The 18,855-nt window shown below is 36.4% G+C and carries 18 protein-coding genes; 8 read left to right on the top strand and 10 right to left on the bottom strand.

The window, feature by feature from the left end; genetic code table 11:
• Positions 1–8: 8 nt before the first annotated feature.
• The 6 genes from BLW93_RS03210 to rpoN form a co-directional block, all read right to left on the bottom strand.
• Complete coding sequence (locus tag BLW93_RS03210; protein ID WP_076712671.1) at positions 9–389, bottom strand: roadblock/LC7 domain-containing protein; 381 nt, start codon at positions 387–389, stop codon at positions 9–11.
• A gap of 11 nt (positions 390–400) precedes the next feature.
• On the bottom strand, positions 401–1,471 hold the full coding sequence (locus tag BLW93_RS03215) for a H(2)-dependent methylenetetrahydromethanopterin dehydrogenase-related protein (RefSeq protein WP_076712672.1): 1,071 nt from the start codon (positions 1,469–1,471) through the stop codon (positions 401–403).
• Positions 1,472–1,569: 98 nt separating this feature from the next.
• Complete coding sequence (locus BLW93_RS03220) at positions 1,570–2,259, bottom strand: hypothetical protein (RefSeq protein WP_144443993.1); 690 nt, start codon at positions 2,257–2,259, stop codon at positions 1,570–1,572.
• The gene (locus BLW93_RS03225; RefSeq protein WP_076712674.1) at positions 2,222–2,845 is read right to left on the bottom strand and encodes a hypothetical protein; all 624 of its coding nucleotides are present in this window, start codon (positions 2,843–2,845) and stop codon (positions 2,222–2,224) included. The genes BLW93_RS03220 and BLW93_RS03225 overlap by 38 nt, the downstream gene beginning before the upstream one ends.
• On the bottom strand, positions 2,809–5,490 hold the full coding sequence (locus tag BLW93_RS03230) for a [protein-PII] uridylyltransferase family protein (protein ID WP_076712675.1): 2,682 nt from the start codon (positions 5,488–5,490) through the stop codon (positions 2,809–2,811). Before BLW93_RS03230 ends, BLW93_RS03225 begins: the two co-directional genes overlap by 37 nt.
• Positions 5,487–6,791 carry an RNA polymerase factor sigma-54 gene (gene rpoN, locus BLW93_RS03235; protein ID WP_076712676.1) on the bottom strand — a complete coding sequence of 435 codons (1,305 nt, stop codon included), beginning with the start codon at positions 6,789–6,791 and terminating at the stop codon, positions 5,487–5,489. Before rpoN ends, BLW93_RS03230 begins: the two co-directional genes overlap by 4 nt.
• A gap of 115 nt (positions 6,792–6,906) precedes the next feature.
• Here rpoN and BLW93_RS03240 point away from each other — a divergent pair, with 115 nt between their 5' ends.
• From BLW93_RS03240 to BLW93_RS03270, 7 genes are read left to right on the top strand one after another with little or no spacing between them, the layout of a single operon-like run.
• Complete coding sequence (locus BLW93_RS03240) at positions 6,907–7,863, top strand: KpsF/GutQ family sugar-phosphate isomerase (RefSeq protein WP_076712677.1); 957 nt, start codon at positions 6,907–6,909, stop codon at positions 7,861–7,863.
• On the top strand, positions 7,863–8,330 hold the full coding sequence (locus BLW93_RS03245) for a KdsC family phosphatase (RefSeq protein WP_216818656.1): 468 nt from the start codon (positions 7,863–7,865) through the stop codon (positions 8,328–8,330). The genes BLW93_RS03240 and BLW93_RS03245 overlap by 1 nt, the downstream gene beginning before the upstream one ends.
• On the top strand, positions 8,327–8,863 hold the full coding sequence (locus BLW93_RS03250) for an LPS export ABC transporter periplasmic protein LptC (protein ID WP_076712679.1): 537 nt from the start codon (positions 8,327–8,329) through the stop codon (positions 8,861–8,863). The genes BLW93_RS03245 and BLW93_RS03250 overlap by 4 nt, the downstream gene beginning before the upstream one ends.
• Positions 8,860–9,354, top strand: a complete 495-nt coding sequence (lptA, locus tag BLW93_RS03255; RefSeq protein WP_144443994.1) for a lipopolysaccharide transport periplasmic protein LptA — start codon at positions 8,860–8,862, stop codon at positions 9,352–9,354. Before BLW93_RS03250 ends, lptA begins: the two co-directional genes overlap by 4 nt.
• Positions 9,338–10,084 carry an LPS export ABC transporter ATP-binding protein gene (lptB, locus tag BLW93_RS03260; RefSeq protein WP_076712680.1) on the top strand — a complete coding sequence of 249 codons (747 nt, stop codon included), beginning with the start codon at positions 9,338–9,340 and terminating at the stop codon, positions 10,082–10,084. Before lptA ends, lptB begins: the two co-directional genes overlap by 17 nt.
• A 9-nt stretch (positions 10,085–10,093) precedes the next feature.
• Positions 10,094–10,984 carry an AEC family transporter gene (locus BLW93_RS03265; protein ID WP_076712681.1) on the top strand — a complete coding sequence of 297 codons (891 nt, stop codon included), beginning with the start codon at positions 10,094–10,096 and terminating at the stop codon, positions 10,982–10,984.
• A gap of 12 nt (positions 10,985–10,996) precedes the next feature.
• Positions 10,997–11,215 (top strand): CBU_0592 family membrane protein, encoded by a 219-nt coding sequence (locus tag BLW93_RS03270; RefSeq protein WP_076712682.1) that lies wholly within the window; start codon positions 10,997–10,999, stop codon positions 11,213–11,215.
• Here the strand turns inward: BLW93_RS03270 and BLW93_RS03275 are convergent.
• Positions 11,210–14,329: a BadF/BadG/BcrA/BcrD ATPase family protein gene (locus tag BLW93_RS03275; protein WP_076712683.1), complete on the bottom strand. Its 3,120-nt coding sequence runs from the start codon at positions 14,327–14,329 to the stop codon at positions 11,210–11,212. The genes BLW93_RS03270 and BLW93_RS03275 overlap by 6 nt on opposite strands.
• A 111-nt stretch (positions 14,330–14,440) precedes the next feature.
• Here BLW93_RS03275 and BLW93_RS03280 point away from each other — a divergent pair, with 111 nt between their 5' ends.
• A complete protein-coding gene (locus tag BLW93_RS03280) occupies positions 14,441–15,631 on the top strand; it encodes a U32 family peptidase C-terminal domain-containing protein (protein WP_076712684.1) in 1,191 nt (396 codons plus the stop codon).
• On the opposite strand, the gene BLW93_RS03285 is transcribed toward BLW93_RS03280, so the two are convergent.
• From BLW93_RS03285 to BLW93_RS03295, 3 genes are all read right to left on the bottom strand, one after another.
• Complete coding sequence (locus BLW93_RS03285; RefSeq protein ID WP_245791985.1) at positions 15,624–16,799, bottom strand: type II secretion system F family protein; 1,176 nt, start codon at positions 16,797–16,799, stop codon at positions 15,624–15,626. The two genes, BLW93_RS03280 and BLW93_RS03285, sit on opposite strands and share 8 nt — an antisense overlap.
• Positions 16,800–16,851: 52 nt before the next feature.
• Positions 16,852–17,925, bottom strand: a complete 1,074-nt coding sequence (locus BLW93_RS03290) for a type IV pilus twitching motility protein PilT (protein ID WP_076712686.1) — start codon at positions 17,923–17,925, stop codon at positions 16,852–16,854.
• 93 nt (positions 17,926–18,018) lie between these two features.
• Positions 18,019–18,846, bottom strand: a complete 828-nt coding sequence (locus BLW93_RS03295) for a sulfite exporter TauE/SafE family protein (protein WP_076712687.1) — start codon at positions 18,844–18,846, stop codon at positions 18,019–18,021.
• Positions 18,847–18,855 lie beyond the last annotated feature (9 nt).

Below are 18,855 nucleotides of genomic sequence, written 5' to 3' on the forward strand. Positions count from 1 at the left end.
GCCGTTTTTCAAGCTCCAAGAACAGATTGTATTCTTTCTATTGCATCTTCAACTTCAAGATTTAAAAGTCCCACATTTGCATTTGATTTAACAACGCAAACAAGAATGGCTCTTCTTCCGGCTTTCTTTGTCAAAATATTTTGAGATGAACATCTGATAAGAGCATCTTGAAAATCACCAGCTTCAACAACTTTGGACAATCTTTCCGAAGTTCCGACAACTGCGGCAGCCATAGCGGCAAGCTTTTCAGCACTTAAACCGCCTTTAACCATCGTAGAAACAACAACCTGACCGTCTGGTGTTGCAACAAGAGCTCCGAGTATATCTGAACCGAGTGAATCGGCAAGAGACAACAAAATATCTTCTAAAAGTTCCCTTTTACTTGCCATAACAGCCTCCTTTAATCGTTTTCACCATGATAAAGTTTCTTAAGGGCTTCTCTAACAATACCTCTTGTAACATCTTCCCCTGCAAGCTCTTCCATATAAGATATAAGCATTGGAGAAGGAGCAGAAAGAAACGTTTTTTCTTTTGGTTCAAACTTTGAAGCCATATCATCAAAACTACCTATAACTCCCTCTATATCAGATATATTTTCGAGAGATTTCATTGCGGCAAAAGAAACTTTTTGAATCTTTTCGTCAAAAAGCATTGATTTTAGGGATTTTTTAAGAGCTTCAGCATTTAAAAACTTCACAAGACCTTCAATACCATATTTAGCAATAATACTTGAAACAACCTGAAAAGCCTGTGCAAGCTGAAATTCCGTCATTGCTTTCGTTGTCTTTAAAACACTCTTTGAAACTGCATAATATTCAAGAGCACTAATAGCTGCAGAAGCCGTTGCAACAACACCCATATCACCTATAGGAGAAATTAGCTCCGCCGGAATCAGATAAGCTTTCTTTCCGGTATCTTCGGCAAGCTTTTTTAATTTCTCTATCTGATGAGGTTTCACTATCTCTTCTTCTAAAAGCTCATTAGTAGCAATGAAATAGTGTGTATGTTGTGGAGTTCCCGGTATGGCAGCCGGATGCAATGTAGAAAAACCTATGTCCTCTCTGTCCTCCATAAAAAGGACATTCTTAACGGATGTTTCAAGGACAAGAACAGGCATTGTGCAGGTGGTGGCAATAACAGCATCGTTTCCAAGATTAGGAATAATCTTCTCGGCAACTTTAACGGTTAAACCGCTTCTAAAGGGCGTAAAAAGAACAGCAACGTCAGCACCTTCAGCTGCTTCAACATCATCAGTTGTAAGTTTTACACCGGCATCGAGAAGTTTCTGCTTAAATTCCGGTTTGATTGTATCCATTCTGGGATCGGACAGAAAAACTTCATGACCTGCTTCAGCAAACTCAAGAGCCATTCTTGAACCGCCGTAAGGTGGTTCTCCTCCAAGATTTTCGGAAACTTTCAGGACATTTCTGTAGTAGGTTTGATTACCAAACCCATAAACTGCTACTTTCATCCTGCCTCCCCTAGTTTTAAAATGTCAGATAATTTTATCATAGTCTAAATTGGGAAAAGATTAATAAAAGACAAAAATTGAGAATTTAAAAATTGAAATTAAAAGAGAGACAGGATTTTCCTGAAACCTTCCGAAGGATTTTCTTTATAAAGTTCTATTCCTAATCTCAAGTCATTAGAAGAAATACCAAGAAAATTAAGCCTTTCCGGCTTTCTCAAAATATGAAATCCCAAAAATTGAAGAAGATTCCTCGGATTACCAGTAAATCTGGCACTCTCAAAGTCTATAAATCTTATACCCCTATCACTCACTATAATATGCTTCTCTCCTTTTAACTCAGAGTGATTAACACCTGACTTATCAAGAATGTAACACTTTTCCATAATTTCTTTAAGAATATTTAGAAGTTCATTTTTCGAATGGAAACTGCCAAAAGAGAACGGGACACCCTCTATGTATTCCATTATTATTACTTCTTCGTCATAATAGTAAACAACAGGAGCTATAGATTTTGGTTCCAGATATTCCAGAATCCTTGCCTCTTTCAAGAGAAAGTGCTTTTTACCTGCATCGCTCCTTGCAAATTTTATAGCTACTTTAACAGGTATCGTAAACTGGTCGTAAGGCTTTATAAACCCCGAAAAGACCGTTCCTCTGTATCCTTTAGCGATAAAATCACCAAGTTCTATATCAAGATTCTCCAGTGTTTCAAGCCTTCTAAGGACGATATTTTCACGTCCGGCGGGGTAATCAATCAACGACAACAATTGTAAATTCAGGAATTTCATACCGCTCCCTTAAAGTTTTCTTAACAAGAGCCTTATAAGTTATTTTATAAATTTTCTCGTCCCAGTAAAACCTATATCTTTCCAGTTTAGCAGTCACCTTCTTTAAAATTTCATCCTTATCAGGCAAATTATTCAGTAAAAAGGCAAAAAAATCGTCTTCAAAAATCTCCAACTGTTCCTCTATTAACTCATCATCAAGCTCAGATATTTCTCTTAATTTCTCAAGAATTAAAACATTATCTACAGGTAGAGAAAGCAACACATCCTGTAAAATGTCATAGAGACACTGCAATCTCTCAGAAGTGGTTAAAGGCCCTTCTTTATAAAGCTGTTTTTTTTCCTTTCGTTCTTTCTTTTTTTCCAGTTTAAATAATTTTTCCACACGTTTCCCTAGTTCTTTCAGAGTTTTCGGAGAATCTTCTTGCATCTCTGTAACACACTTCATAACAAACTTATCAGGAATCCTCAAATGATACCACCGCTTTATAATTTTCTGATCATCACTTCCCTTAAAATGCAGGTAAGGAAAAGTTTCAGAAATATACTTTATTATCTCCCGGGCATACTCACTAAAGCTTCTATCCATTTAAAAAACTCCAGATAAAGTTCTCTATTTTCATCCATTAAGCTTTCAAGATCACGGAATTTAATGAGCTTTCCGTATAACCTCTTCTCCGTTTCTGCTTCCCTTAAAAGGGAAAATATTTTATAAAAGTCCTTCTTCATTCGTTCAGAAACTTTCTTAAGCACTCTGTAAACATTACCTATCCTTTCCTTTTCAAAAAGTTGATAAGTATACGCAACAAACTCCGAATCAACAATGCCACCTATACCGTATTTCATCAAACTTTTCTTACCCAGCTCCTTTTCAAGCCTTTTCCTCATACCTTTAATTTCTTCTAACGTATCAAGAGAAAGCGGCTGAGAAAATAAAAATTCATCAACAACCCTGTAAATATCATCTTTAAAAGAAACTCCATCGGTAACAAGTCTAAAACGCGTATAAGCAAGCTTTTCCCATACTCTTGCCGATTCAAAGAAATATTTTCCCATATAGTTAACTGTAAACCCTATTTCTCCTTTCTCTCCAAAAGGCCTTAACCTCGTATCAATCTCATAACCAAAAGCTCCCAACTTCTCAATAAAGGAAGGAATAAGGCCTATATCTTTCTCTTTATCCCCTTCATCTTTAAATATAAAAAGCAGATCAAGGTCAGAACCTACATTCATCTCCCTGCTTCCAAACTTTCCAAGAGAAGCAACGGCAAAGGAAGGAGCCATCTCATTATAAATTTTAAGTAAAACTACATCTGTTACATTTGTAAATTCTCTATTGAAAGTTTCTACATCCGTTCGCCCGAGCAGTTTTCTCAATATAACTCTGACCTCTTCGAGATTTTTTGCAAGTTTGTCGTTTTTCAAAAAATCAAAAGTTTCTCTAACAGCGCTTATAGTTCTTGGATTTTCTATACCTTCAGGATCAAACAGGTATTCCATTATCTCCGGCGTTTCAATGAATCGTCTGATGAAAAAGTCTTTCAATGAAAAAAGCATAAGCAAAACTTTGAGAGTATTTATCTGTTTTAAATAGAAGAGAAAGTATATTTTCCCTTCCTCTTTCTCAAGGAACGAAACCAAATTTTTCATACAGAGTTTGGAATCAGGCATCTCAAATATTAGATCTATAAAAGTATCTCCCATAAGGTCAAGCCTATTTTGAGCTTCAGCAGAAAGAACCTTACCGTTGAAAAGACAATCTATAAATTTCTTTATCTCTTCAGGCTCAAAAAACTTCTTGCGGCGTAAATCTTCAACAGTAAGAGAGGATAAAGTTTTCTTCTTTTCCGTAGGGAAAAACCTGTTAAAGAGATTGTGAACGTTATTCATGGTCCTCTTTAACTCAGATAAAAACTGTTCCTTGTCAGCAAAACCCATTTTTGAAGCAAGCTCTTCAGCTTCTTCACTTTCAGGATGAAAAGTCTGTGTCTGTCTGAAATGAGTAACCTGAATCATATGTTCTGTTCGCCTTAAAAACTCATAACTGTCCCTTAAAGTTTCATACTCAGACTCTGTTAAAAATCCCCAACGTCTCAACTTATCCAGAGCTATTAAAGTATTCCTGGAACGAATATTTTTGTTTTTACCACCATAAATTACTTGAAAAGCCTGGACAATAAATTCTATCTCTCTGATACCACCTTCCCCCAATTTCACATCTATCTTATTCAGTCTCTTTGAAACCTTCGCCTTTATAAGCTCCTTTAATCTCAGCACCTCTTCAATCAAAGTAAAATCAATATATTTCCTGTAGACAAAAGGTGTTATAAGCTTTTCAAATTCAACACCTATAACCTTTAAGTCGCCAGCTGCAGGCCTTGACTTTAAAAGTGCAAATCTTTCCCATGGTCTTGCAACAGCAGTATAATACTCTTCAAGAGCTTCGATGTCGTTACAAATCGGCCCCATCGTCCCGTTGGGGCGGAGCCTCAAATCAAGCTCAAAACACTTTCCATCTTTTGTGTTTTCAGTCACAAGCCTGGTAACGTATTCGGAAAGTAGAGAAAAATAGTCGTGATTATCAAGCTTCCCATAATCTCCGCCTGAAGTTTTTCCATACCTTGAAAGATAAACATATATAACATCAAGATCTGAAGAATAATTAAGCTCAAAACCAGAAGCTTTCCCCATATCAACAATACAAAAGCCGCTGTTTCCAGGACTTCCGTAACGCTTCTCCATCATTTTTTCAGCAAACTTTAGAGCAGCTGACATAATGGCATCATGTAAAAGAGTCACGTCTCTGGTTAGAAATAACAGTGAATCCATACCGCAAATATCCCTCAGAACAATCCTTCCCATATGAAAACGATGATGAAATCTTATAAGCCTTTTAAATCCAGCTTCATCACCATCTCTCCATTTTGAGACTGCAAAGTCTGAAGGCATAAACCTTTTCTTATAAATAGCCTTCAGCTTTGGAAGAAAATCCGGATTTGAAACGAAAAAATCTCCTAAAAATTGAGAGAAAGAAAAAAGCTTTATTAAATCTTCCAAAAATTGATCCTGCAGAAAATCGGGCAGCTGTTCAGGATACTTATTCCTCAATTTATCAATAAGAATAAGTGCTCTACGGACATTGGGAAGTTTATCTTTATTGTTTTCAATAATATCAAGAGCCTTCTGCCAGCTGTCTGGATATTCACTTCTACACTTTTGTAAAAGATACTTCATCTCTCTTTCCTCTCAAACGCACCGGGAATGCCCATCTCTTCCCGATATTTTGCAACCGTCCGCCTTGCTATTTTTATTCCTCTTTTACCAAGCAGCTGTGCTATCTTTGAATCACTTAATGGTTTTTTCTTATCTTCACTTTCAATAATTTCCTTTATAGCTTTCTTTATAACATCTACGCTTGTTCCTGATACAGAACGTTTAAAGAAAATCTTAAACGGATAAACACCAAAAGGCGTTTCAACAAACTTATCCTTTACTGCACGACTGATAGTTGATTCATGAATGGAAAGTCTCCCAGCTATCTCCCTGTAAGAGAGAGGTTTTATTGCAGATTCACCGTGTTTCAAAAACTCTATCTGATGAGAAAAGACAACTTCAGCTATGGCTTTAAGCGTGGCATTTCTCTGCTCTATAGCCTTTTTAAGATTAAGAGCTCTCTGGTACTTTTCGTTAAGGTATTTCTTGAGCTTTTCCGTATCGGCCGAACGAAGATAAGAAGAATTTATCCTGAAGTTAAAAGTTTTCGTTTTTAGAATCTTTACAACCGGCTTACCGTTCTCAAGATAAACAATTAAATCAGGTGTAATCCTTACGGTTTCAACTTCTATTCCAGGCTGTGGATCAAGATGCTTCAATACGGCCAAAAACTTTTCCAGTTCCCCTTCAGTTAATCCGGTCTTTTCAAGGAATCTTTTCCTATTTTTTCTCAGAAGCTCTAATTCATCAATGGCTTTGAGAAACTTATCATCAATGCCAAGCTCTTCCGCCTGAACCTTGAGACATTCAATCAGAGAAAGAGACGCGCAACCAACCGGATCAAAGTGTAAAATTCGTTTCCTTACAGACTCTACCTTACAAACAGGAACGGAAAGAAAACGGGCTATTTCTTCAACAGAAACAGCCAGGAAACCTTTTCTATCGAGATTATCAATAATAAAACGGGCAACTTCAAAATCTTCTTTCTCAAATTCAAGAGAAGCCTGTTTCAGCAACCTGTCTCTTAGAGAAACAGGAGAAGCCTTAATACTCAAAGGATCAAAAACTTCTGAATCGTCTTTAACAAAAAGATTTCCTCCGTCAACAACGAAATCCCAAACACTCTCGTTACTTTCATTCTTCTCAGCAGCTTCACTCTGTTCATATTCAATCTCTATCAGAGGATTGGTCTCTATTTCATCCTTTATAAGGTTCTCAAGCTCAAGAATGGGAAGTTGCAAAAGTTCTATATTCTGCAAAAGCACAGGGGTCAGTTTTAACTCAAGCCCCAGCTGTTGCTGCAACTCAGGTTTTATTTCCATAACAAAGACTTCCTCTATAAACGGGATTTGTGTTGTAAAATTATGGCTGATATATAGCAATATAAGCAGCAATCAACGACAATTAAATCAATTATACCTGATAAGGAGTCTATAAGTGAGTGAAAAAATTCTTAAAATTGGAAAGCAGGTTTTAAAAGAAGAAGGCAAAGCTCTCATCAATCTGTCAGAAAGTCTGGGAGTAGATTTCATCAAAGCAATAAATATTTTACTCAAAACAGAAGGTAGAGTGGTTTTAACCGGAATGGGTAAATCGGGGCTCATCTGTAAAAAAATAGCCGCAACACTGTCCAGCACAGGAACCCCTTCTTTCTTTCTCCATCCCGCAGATGCTGTTCACGGAGATCTCGGAATGCTAAAAGGAGATGACACGGTGATAGCTGTATCAAACAGCGGTGAAACAGCAGAACTTCTTAATATAATACCTATAATAAAAAGTTTCGGCATACCAACAATAGCGATAACGAACAATTCTGAATCTTCTCTTGCAAAACTCTGCGATATCAGTTTGGTTCTAAACGTAAAAAAAGAAGCCTGTCCGTTAGGACTTGCTCCTATGACAACTACAACGGCAACATTAGCCCTTGGAGATGCAATAGCTGCTGCTTTAATGGTAGAAAAAAGCTTCAAAAGCGAAGACTTTGCAAAATTTCATCCCGGAGGAAAACTCGGCATCCGGCTCTCACGAATAAAAGATATAATGAGAAAAGGAGAAGATGTTCCAATAGTCTCACCGGAAACAACCATAAAAGATGCTATTTACGAAATATCTTCAAAAAAACTTGGAGCAACACTGGTAGTTGAGAACGGAAAACTTACAGGAATATTAACAGACGGGGATCTGAGGCGATTTTTTGAAAAAGGTGGCAACATCAATTCCAGAGTTAAAGAAGCAATGACTCCTTCTCCAAAAACAATTGCAGAAGATGCTTTCGCCGAAAAAGCAATAGAAATGATGGAAAGATACAAAATTACAGTTCTTCCTGTCGTTGATAATCAGGGAAATCTGAAAGGCATTATACATCTTCATGACATACTGGGAAGGAGGATATAATGGAAATAAAATTAATCGTCCTTGACGTTGACGGTGTTCTCACCGACGGTTCCATTTACTACGACAGCGAAGGAAGAGAATATAAGAGATTTAACGTAAAGGACGGCTTTGCAATAAAGTATACTATATCTAAAGGTATAGAAGTAGCAGTAATAACAGGAAGAACTTCTTCCATAGTGGAAAAAAGGTGTAAAGAACTCGGAATAAAACACGTATTTCAAAACATAAAAGATAAAGAAGGTGTATGTGATCAACTTGTCAAGCAACTCAACATCACATATGCAAATGTAGCTTACATGGGCGACGATATTCCTGATCTGCCGCTGATAAGAAAAGCAGGATTTTCAGGCGCTCCTATTGATGCAGTAAGAAAGGTTAAAAAAGAGGCAGACTTTGTAAGCGTATATCCGGGAGGAAAAGGAGCAGTCAGAGAATTTATAGAACAGATAGTAGGTGAAATCGGGTGAGAAAAAAACTTTTCAGAATTGCCATTATCATTGGCATAGCAGGGCTTCTTCCCCTGCTATTTGTTTTGCTTCACAAAAACGCACCACCTCCAAAAGTTCATATAAAGAAAACAAAGCAGCAGATTATAAAAGACTTTGTATTTTTCCAGGAAGAAAACAACCAGACAAAATGGAGTCTAAAAGCTCCCGAAGCTAAATTCATAGACAACCATATAATACTTAAAGAACCTATTCTAAAAGTAAACACAAAAACACTGGTTGAAATAATCGCTCAAAAAGCCATATACTACAGACAGGAAAATAGAGCAACTTTCGAAAATGTAAAGTTAAAAGGAAAAGACTTCTACGCAGAAACGCCCTTTGGAAAATTTGATGGGAAACTACAAACCTTTCACTCTAATTCAAGCTGTCTGATAAAATTCTCAAATGGATACATTATAAAAGGTAAAAACTGCTCAATAAACTTCAAAACAGGAAAGGTTATAATTAGCAAAGAAGTAAAAACGGTCATAAAACCTATGGAGGAAAGATGATAAAAAAAATTCTCTTAATTTTAATAATAGCTATAACGATAATACCAAACAACTCTTTTGCCGTTAAAAAAACAGCATTTAAAAATGTCCCTATTGTTGTAGAAGCAAGACAACTAATCTACGATAAGAACAAACACACAGCAATATACATAGGAAATGTAATTGTTCAACACGATAGAATAACCATAACTGGAGACAAGCTAATAATATATTTTGATAAAACCGGGAAAATCATAGAAAAGGTAGAAATGATCGGAAATGTCGTTCTAAAAAGCGACCAAGGAAATGGAAAATGTGACCGTCTGGAATACTATCCTGCCCAAGAAAAAATAGTCCTTATAGGAAACGCTGAACTGAAAAAAGGCAAAAACGTTATAGTGGGAGACAGAATAGTCGCCTTTAAAAACGGAAACGTCATAGTCGAAGGAATAAAACAAAAAGTAAAAACAATTATATTCCCCGGAGAAGCGATAAATGCCACAGTTAAATAAGATCGATTTAAACGTTTTATCAGCCATTAATATAAAAAAGATATACGGAAAAAGAACCGTTGTTGAAGATGTTTCTCTAAAGGTAGAAGAAGGAGAAGTTGTAGGATTGTTAGGACCAAACGGTGCCGGAAAGACAACTACCTTTTACTGCATAATAGGGCTGGTAAAACCCGAAGGTGGAAGAGTCTTTATCGGAGAAGAAGAAATAACAAACGATCCAACTTATATAAGAGCAAGAAAGGGACTTTCTTACCTTCCGCAGGATGCTTCAATATTTAGAAAGTTAACCGTTGAAGAAAACCTGATAGCAGTTATGGAGATGCATAACTACCCCAAACGGGAAATAGAAGAAAAAACAACATCTCTGCTGAAAGAGTTCGGAATAGAATATCTACGAAAAAACAGAGCCGACACACTATCCGGCGGAGAAAGAAGGCGACTTGAAATTGCAAGAGCATTAACAATAAATCCGAAATTTCTGCTCCTTGACGAACCTTTTGCTGGAGTTGATCCGATAGCTGTATCAGATATTCAGGAACTGATAAAAAACCTCAAAAACAGAGGTATCGGAATACTGATAACGGATCATAATGTAAGAGAGACTCTAAGAATTATAGACAGAGCCTATATCATAAGCCACGGAAAAGTGCTTGCAGAAGGGACACCAGAAGAAATAGCAACATCAGAAATCGTAAGAAAAGTCTACTTAGGTGAAGAGTTCTCCCTTTAAGGCGGAAAGATGTGGCACGTTTTAATAAACGTTATCCTTCCTATATACATTCTCATAGCCTTAGGATTTCTATCTGGCAAGCTTAAAAAAGACATAGAAACAGATACAATAACATTTATAGTTTTATACTTTTTTGCTCCGGCTCTTATTCTCTCCTCGTTTAAAAACATCAACTTATCAATAGAAAACATAAAATTTATCGTTATCAATGGAACATTAACCATTGGAATCGTCTGGATAGCAGCTGGCATTATAAGTAAAAAGTTTTACAGAAAAAGAATCCCCGCACTTGAAATCTCATCAGCCGTAATGAACATAGGTTATCTGGGACTTCCGCTAATATACGTCCTGTTTGGAGAAAAAGCCTTAGGTTACGCAATCAGTTACATGGTTTTCGTAACAATTATACACTTCACAGTAGCAATAGTGGCACTTAATCCTGAAAGCTTCAAAAAAGGATTGTATGAAACTCTTAAAATACCGCTCATTTATGCTGTTATCGCCGCATTCCTCCTTAAAAAAGTTCAATTTCCCGAAGGTATAGGAAAAATGCTTAAATTAACAGGTGATTCGACAATGCCGCTCATGCTAATAGCAATAGGGATAAAACTTTCCAGAATAAAACCTGATAAACTTTCTCCTGCCATCACGGGAACAATTTTAAGACTTGTAATAGGAACTTTTATATCTTTCGTGGTGGTAAAAACCATTCAGGCTCCTTTGCTTTTAAAACAAACAGTCTTCATCCAATCAACACTTCCTTCTGCTATTCTCAATTTCGTCCTTTGCGACAGGTTCAATCAAAACCCGGAAATCAGCGCATCAATAATATTCTTAAGCACACTCCTTTCGCCATTGTGGCTTATATTCGTTATTAAAATTTTACTTCCGGCAATTTAAAGGAGAGTTTACATGAAAGAAATCCTGGGATGGGCAGGATGTATACTGCTTCTCATAGCGTATCTCTTCCTGTATCTTAAAAAATTCAAACTTTTTCTTTATTTCAACTTCATAGCGTCTCTATCTCTCACCATATACAGCCTCATGCTTAAAAGCATTCCGTTTGCAATAGTAAACAGCTTTATAACCATAGTAGTTGCTAAAAAGATTATAAAGGGAGAAACTTCATAAAACTTTCCTCTTATACTCTTTCAAAAAGTAATCTATCGTCTCTACCCTTATCTTTATCGCACCGGAAGGACGATTTTCATCTATCTCGTGAAATGTAAAGTAAGGAGTACCGCTACTTTCCATTATTTCCTCTATAACTCTATAGGTTGGGGCATCCGGTCCACATCTGAAACTTGAAAAATCAAGAACGGCAATATTCGGATGACCAGCAGCATAGAGAGCTCCCCATATCTTTCTGTTGGTATTTTCACTGTAAGACTTTTTATATACATCTGAAATGGTAAAAGGATCTCTTCCTTTAAAAACTCTATTTAAAATATCTTCATCAACAGGAAGTGAATCAATTGTAAGAATTGGATAACCCTTCTTTTGAATTTCTGTCGTAATACCGTGATTTATCCCGGGATCGTTATGATAAGGTCTTCCAAGAGCAAGAACAACAACGCTACCACTTTCCTCAGCCTGTTCAAGAATTTGTCTGCCATAACCTCTCAATCGGGAAAGATACCTATGATACACCTCAAAACCAACATTTATTGCCTCTCTGTTCTCTTTTCTGCTAATATCAAACAGCTTCCCGAACGTATCTAACAGTTCAAACTCAAGAAAATCTCTATCGTGAAAATGAAGAATTGGAGAAATAAATTTAACTCCCTTTTGTTTAAAAATATCGTCCTCTTTTGTTAGAACAGCCTTTACAACCATAGGCGTTCCTGAAACCGTAGGGCAGGCTTTAGAATCTTCAGAATCCTTTAAAAATCTCATCAAAGTCAGAATTTTCGGAAAAAAGATCAGATCAGGCTTTTCTCTTAACAGATTAACGACATGAGCAAGAGCAACTTTACTGGGGAAGCAAGGATCTATGGCCCCGCCAATCATATCCCTTTTCACCATAGTTTCCGATGTAAATGGAGAATAGATAACATTTGCCCCTAAGGATTTAAAATAACCAAAAAAGAATGGAGCAAGAGAATAAAAATTAAGAACTTTAGGAATACCTACTACAATGCCTTTCAATTTATCAGTCACTTCATCAACTTCAAAACTACCAAATACCGTTTTAGCAGAAATTTCCGTCATATCCGGAAATCTATTTTTAATACTTTTTAAAGCACCTATATGTTCCTTAAGAGAGTCTTTATCAACAACCATCCCTTTTTCGCAAGGAGCAATAATATAAAGTTTATCCCTATCTTCAGATTTTATAAATGTTCGCAAGCATCTATTAGAACAGAAATTGCATCGTGTAGTTTCATCATTAATAATTTCAAACTTCATACCTTTAATAAGCTCAAAACCCGGAAAAACCGTTTTTTCGGTTTTCATCGCTTCAACTGCTGCACCAAAAGCCCCTGCCTCACCGGTGATGGGATGAACAAAAATTTCAGCATCAGGAACTTTTTCTTTTATAAAGTCATACTGCGCTTTAACTGCCGCAAGATTTCTCTGTGTTCCTCCTTGCAAAAGAAACCGCTTACCAAACTTCTTAAGATTCGGTTCTTTAACAACATACAACCAGATATTTTTAGGAAGCACTTTGGCAAGACCAGCCATTATTTCATGAGGCTCCCAGCCAAGTCGCTGAAAATCCACAATATCCTGCTCCAGGAAAACGGCACATCCAAAGTTAAACTCAGGAGCATATCTGGCTTTAAAGGCAACATCTGCATATTCTTCAACTTTATAACCGAACTTCTCGGCAGTTGTCTGAAGAAAATAACCGTTACCAGCAGAACACTGAGTATTAAGCTTAAAATCCTTAACCTGATTGTTAGACATAAACATAACCTTTATATCCTGACCACCTACATCAACAATAACATCAATTTTGTCGAAGAAAGAAAGAGCCGAAATGGTATGAGCAACGGTCTCAACAACAGCAACATCAGCGCCTATAAACTCTTTTATCATATCCTTAGCATAGCCGGTAACACCAACACCTTTAACATCAAGCAAAATACCTTTAGATTCAGCAGACTGATGAATTTGCATGAGCAGTTTTTTCACATCTTCTAAAGGATTACCACAAGAGAGCGTATAAGCTTTATCAACCACTCTCTTTTCATCATCAATAACAACAATTTTCGTAGATGTAGAACCACCATCAATGCCTATATAACAAGAAATCCTCTCTCTTTCTTCTAACTCTCTCACGGGAGCAAAAAGATTTCCATACTTTTTCAAAAATTGTTCAAGCTCTTCATCATCCTTAACCAGACCCGGTATGCCCATTTCCTTTTTCAATCCATCTATACCGACTCTCAGAAATTCTTCCAGCTTTTCAGAACCTCTATATGGACTCTCTTCTCTTTCCCCCGAAAGGGCAGCACCTATGGAAGCAAAAAATTGAGCATCTTCTGGAACTACTATACTATCTTCACTAAAGCTTATCCCCTTCTCCTCCCAGATCCTTTCAAGATGAAACTTCCATGCCTGACAAAGCGCAGGGAAGAAAGTATGAGGACCGCCCAGAAGCAAAACCTTAGGATAAAGTGTATATCCCCGCGTAAGAACAGAAAGATTCTGAAGAACTATTGCATCAAAAAGAGAAATAAGAAGCTCCTCAGCAGGAACTCCGCTTTTTTGAAGTCCAGTAATGTCTGTTTCTGCAAAAACGCCACACTTTGCAGCTACAGGATAAACTTTTGAATGATCATAAGAAACAGAAATTGCAACTTCAGGAGATATTTTAAGTTTACTCAAAATTCTGTCTATTGTAGCACCTGTTCCGCCGGCACACTTATCATTCATGGTGGTCAGTTTTCTTTTCCTACCATTAACATCAAACCAGAAAATCATCTTTGCATCCTGACCGCCAAGTTCAACAACGCTTCTTGTTTCAGGCATCAGTCTCTCTACCGCCCGAGTAATAGCATTTACCTCCTGAATAAACTGAACTCCTAAAACCCTGGAAAAAGATGTAGCACCACTTCCCGTCATGAACAAATTGAAATCTTTACTGGCAATGGATTCTATATCCTTTAAAAACTTTAAAAGCTTCTCTCCCTGCCTTGCCTCATGTCTCTCATAACGTTTATATATAATCTCTCCATTTTCGTCCAATAAAACACACTTGATAGTAGTTGAACCTATATCTATACCTGCATTTTTCATACCTTGTTCCCTGCAACAAAAAAAGTATCTAAAAGAAAGTTAAGATGATTGTTGAAGACTGGCAATAAACGGCTATCTTTATTTTATAACTATTCTACAGATGAGGATAAAATGGAACTTCTATCACCTGCAGGAACGCTGGAAAAGCTTAAAGTTGCAGTAAATTTTGGAGCCGATGCGGTATACGCCGGCGTTAAGAAGTTTTCTCTAAGAGAAAGAGCTGGCAACTTTACAATTGAAGAACTTAAAGAAGGTATTGACTACGCTCACTCTAAAGGGAAGAAAGTTTACGTAACGTTAAACGCTTTTCTGAAAAATCACGAAATTGAAAACTTCAAAAAAACAGTTGATGCGGTAGCAAAACTAAATCCTGACGGTTTCATTGTCGCAGATATAGGAGCATTGTCGATAATAAAAGACAGAACAGATATCCCAATCCACATAAGCACCCAGGCCAACGTGACAAACATAGTAACAGTAAAAGCCTACAAAAATCTGGGAGCCAGTCGAATCGTTCTTGCCAGAGAACTTTCATTAAAAGAAATTGCAGAAATAAAAAAAGCCGTTTCTAACATGGAAATAGAAGTATTTGTCCACGGCGCAATGTGCATGGCATACTCAGGAAGATGCCTTCTTTCAAACTATTTAACAAAAAGAGACCCCAATCGAGGAAGTTGTGCTCAAAGCTGCAGATGGAAATATTATGTGGTCGAAGAAAAAAGGGAAGGTGAACTATATCCAATAGAAGAAGACCATCACGGAACTTACATCTTTAATTCTAAAGACCTATGTGCTCTACCTCTCCTTGATAAACTATACGAAATAGGTGTTAATTCTGTAAAAATCGAAGGTAGAGTAAAAAGCGTTTATTACGTAGCCGTAACAACAGCAATATATAGAAGAGCCATTGACCTCATCAAAAACAATCCAGAAAGCTTTAAAACAGAACTCCCGAAACTGTTAGAAGAACTGGATAAAGTAAGTCATAGACCTTACACTACAGGATTCTTACAACAGGAAAAAGAACTGCAGTACTATCCTACAAGTTCTTACATAAGAAAATATAAATTTCTCGCCATATACAAAAACAACTTCTGGAAAGTTAAAAATCCATTCAATATAGGTGATAAAGTAGAACTTTTTTCAAAAGACGGAAAAAGTATAAAAGCAACTATTAAGAAAATAGTTAAAAACGGAGAAAAACAGATCCATACAGCTCACACAAATTATAATGTTGATATAGAATTTATCCCACATTTAAAACCTGAAAACTACGACATTATAAGAAAAGAAATCACTTAATTAAGCTACCCATCTTAAATATCGGTAGATACATAGCAATAATAATAAAACCTATAACTCCACCTATGAAAACCATCATTAAAGGCTCTATCAAAGAAGTCAAACCATCGACCATTGTATCCACCTCTTCTTCATAAAAATCAGCTACCTTGGCAAGCATTTCATCAAGATTACCAGCATCCTCTCCTATCGCTACCATATTTATAAGCATAGGGGGAAAGATTTTACTTCGAGAAAGAGCTACAGCAAGACTTATACCTTTCTCCACTTGCTCTTTCACTTTGCTTATTTCCTCTTGAATTATTTGATTATTTGAAGTTTCTGCTGCAATATCAAGAGCCTTCAATATATTGATACCACTTGAAAACATAGAAGATAATGTTCTGGCGAAATTAGCTATAGAACTTTTAAGAATTAGCTCCCCAAAAACAGGAACTTTCAACATAAACAGATCAAAATAGTATTTAAATTTCGGAATTTTAAGCAATCTCTTAAAAATAAAGATAAAAATTACTATGCCAGCGATCAGCCATCCTATATAATCCCTCAAAAAATCGCTCGCTTTAATAACCATCCGAGTAAGCGCCGGAAGTTCTCCTCCAAATTCCTTGTATATTCCAGCAAACGTAGGAATAACAAAAATCAAAATACCAGCTACTATAATAGAAGCTATAATCAAAACAAATGTAGGATAAAACATTGCACTTTTTACTTTTGAACGTAGATGTTCTACTTTTTCAAGATATTCTGCAAGTCTTTTCAAAGTTGTATCAAGCGTTCCTGCTTCCTCTGCTGCTTTTATCATACTTATATAAAGATCACCAAAAACATCTCTATACTTTGCAAGTGCTGCTGAAAATCTACCTCCCTCCTCTACCTGTTTTGCAACATCTTTTATAATCTCTTTAAGTTTACGATTTGAAACCTGTTGTTCCAAAGCCCTCAAAGCACTAACTAATGGAATACCCGCATTTATCATAGAGTAAAGCTGGCGAGTAAATAAAACTATATCTTTGAGCTTTACTTTATCCATAAAAGACAAATTAATTTCCATATTTAAGCCAGAGGATTTTTCCTCTTTAAGGGATTCTATATAAACAACACCTTTACTTCTTATGAGATTTTTAGCAATATCGATATTATCCGCAGTTACCTTGCCTCTTTTCACTTTTCCTAATATTGTTTTACCTCTATAACTATAAACAGGCATATCTTCTTACCTATCCCGAATAAGTTTTTATCAAAGATTCTAACTCCCTAACATCAGGAGAAACTGTTTTTGCTGTTTCAAGAGAAATTGTACCTGAAAGATAAAGTTTTGCAAGAGTCTGATTCATCGTTACCATCCCGGTTTCAGCCTGACCTGTTTGCATCAATGAATAAATTTGATGAAGTTTATTTTCTCTTATAAGATTTCTTATAGCTGCCGTCGGAATAAAGACTTCAGCTGCCGCTACTCTTCCTTTTTTATCTTTCCTCTTTAAAAGCCTCTGTGCAACAATTCCCTGAAGGGAAAATGATAACTGAGTTCTTATCTGAGACTGCTTATCTGCAGGAAAAACATCAACTATACGGTTAATAGTTTCGATGGCAGAATTCGTGTGAAGAGTTCCAAAAACAAGATGCCCCGTTTCAGCAGCAGTTAAAGCTGCTGCAATAGTCTCAGTATCTCTCATCTCGCCTACAAGGATAACATCAGGGTCTTCACGAAGAGCCGACCTTAGCGCATTCGCAAAACTTTTTGTATCACTACCAAGCTCTCTCTGATTCACCAAAGACTTTCTATGTTCATAAACAAACTCAATAGGATCTTCAATCGTGATTATGTGGTAAGGATAAGTTTCATTAATGATATTAATAAGAGAAGCAAGAGTTGTAGATTTACCAGAACCGGTAGGACCCGTTACTAAAATCAATCCCTGATCAAGATGTGCAAAACTTTTAACAACATCAGGTAAGCCCAATTTTTCAAATTCTGGGATTTCAAACGGAATTAAACGGAATACCGCTGAAAGAGCAGAACGCTGAAAAAAGGCATTACCTCTAAACCTTGCAAGATTCTCTATACCAAAAGAAAAATCAAGTTCCAGTTCTTCTTCAAGACGTTTCTTCTGCATATCAGTAAGAACACTATAAATAAGCTTCTTCGTTTCATTAGGAGTCAAAAGGTTATATTCATCCATTGGAATGAGATCACCACTAACTCTCACTCTAGGAGGACTCCCGGGGGAAAGATGTAAATCTGAACCTCCCCTTTCAACCAGCTCTTTTAAAAAATCAACTATTGAAGCCATTATTTTTCCTCACATTCACAAAACTCTTAACTGCTTTTCTTCGTTTATCAATTTTAATTATAACATACTCCCATCACACAGATAACCAAATAATCAAAAAGTGGAAGTCAAAACTTTAACAACCACTTCTACTGCAACTGCCAAAAGAAAAAAAGCAAACCACTTCCTCAATTTTTCTGCTTGAACTTTATGCATAACTTTTACTCCCATTTTCGTCCCAAAATAAAGAGGAGGAATCATAAAAACAAGTGCGGGTATATAAATATACCCTAAAAAGAAAATACTTTTAATATGATGCCAGCCATAATAGATATAATTAAGAGTAGAAAAAAAAGCATTAAAAAAAACAACTCCTGTTGATGTAGCCATGGCATTTTTTATAGGAATATCAGCAAAAGAGTAAAGCATAGGAGTAACAACAGCCCCACCCCCAACTCCAAGAAGTCCAGCAAGAAATCCAGAAGTAAATCCTGTAACAAGAATTGAACGATAGTTTAATTTTTGTTTTTTCCCTTCTTCTTTTTTTGAACCTTTAAGCATTTTTATGGACATAAAAATTAAAAACAGAGCGAAAAGAACTTTTGTCATCTCAGGAGAAAGAATTTTAGCCGTTAAAGCACTTCCCACAAAATCTCCTGGAATAGCTCCCAATATAAGAAAAAGAAAAATATCTTTCCTCAAAAACCCCTTTTTTATATGTTGCCAGGCAGAAGTTGCTGATGTAACAGTCATACAAGCAAGAGACGTTGCAACTGCAGACTTAGGAACTATGCTTTCTGGAATTCCAAGAAAAGGAAACACGACCCAGAAAGTTGGAATAAATAACATCCCTCCACCTTTCCCAAGAAGACCAGATAGAAAACCAATAAAAAAACCTGCTATCGAGAGAACAATCCCAGCTTCAATAATATGTGAAAGCATACAAAAACC

It is taken from the genome of Desulfurobacterium indicum, assembly GCF_001968985.1.
Classification (GTDB): Bacteria; Aquificota; Aquificia; order Desulfurobacteriales; family Desulfurobacteriaceae; genus Desulfurobacterium_A; species Desulfurobacterium_A indicum.

Coding starts and splice junctions, on each gene's coding strand:
- BLW93_RS03210 (WP_076712671.1), bottom strand. CDS start 389: ATGGCAAGTAAAAGGGAACTTTTAGAAGATATTTTGTTGTCTCTTGCC.
- BLW93_RS03215 (WP_076712672.1), bottom strand. CDS start 1,471: ATGAAAGTAGCAGTTTATGGGTTTGGTAATCAAACCTACTACAGAAAT.
- BLW93_RS03220 (WP_144443993.1), bottom strand. CDS start 2,259: ATGAAATTCCTGAATTTACAATTGTTGTCGTTGATTGATTACCCCGCC.
- BLW93_RS03225 (WP_076712674.1), bottom strand. CDS start 2,845: ATGGATAGAAGCTTTAGTGAGTATGCCCGGGAGATAATAAAGTATATT.
- BLW93_RS03230 (WP_076712675.1), bottom strand. CDS start 5,490: ATGAAGTATCTTTTACAAAAGTGTAGAAGTGAATATCCAGACAGCTGG.
- rpoN (WP_076712676.1), bottom strand. CDS start 6,791: ATGGAAATAAAACCTGAGTTGCAGCAACAGCTGGGGCTTGAGTTAAAA.
- BLW93_RS03245 (WP_216818656.1), top strand. CDS start 7,863: ATGGAAATAAAATTAATCGTCCTTGACGTTGACGGTGTTCTCACCGAC.
- lptA (WP_144443994.1), top strand. CDS start 8,860: ATGATAAAAAAAATTCTCTTAATTTTAATAATAGCTATAACGATAATA.
- lptB (WP_076712680.1), top strand. CDS start 9,338: ATGCCACAGTTAAATAAGATCGATTTAAACGTTTTATCAGCCATTAAT.
- BLW93_RS03265 (WP_076712681.1), top strand. CDS start 10,094: ATGTGGCACGTTTTAATAAACGTTATCCTTCCTATATACATTCTCATA.
- BLW93_RS03270 (WP_076712682.1), top strand. CDS start 10,997: ATGAAAGAAATCCTGGGATGGGCAGGATGTATACTGCTTCTCATAGCG.
- BLW93_RS03275 (WP_076712683.1), bottom strand. CDS start 14,329: ATGAAAAATGCAGGTATAGATATAGGTTCAACTACTATCAAGTGTGTT.
- BLW93_RS03280 (WP_076712684.1), top strand. CDS start 14,441: ATGGAACTTCTATCACCTGCAGGAACGCTGGAAAAGCTTAAAGTTGCA.
- BLW93_RS03290 (WP_076712686.1), bottom strand. CDS start 17,925: ATGGCTTCAATAGTTGATTTTTTAAAAGAGCTGGTTGAAAGGGGAGGT.
- BLW93_RS03295 (WP_076712687.1), bottom strand. CDS start 18,846: ATGCTTTCACATATTATTGAAGCTGGGATTGTTCTCTCGATAGCAGGT.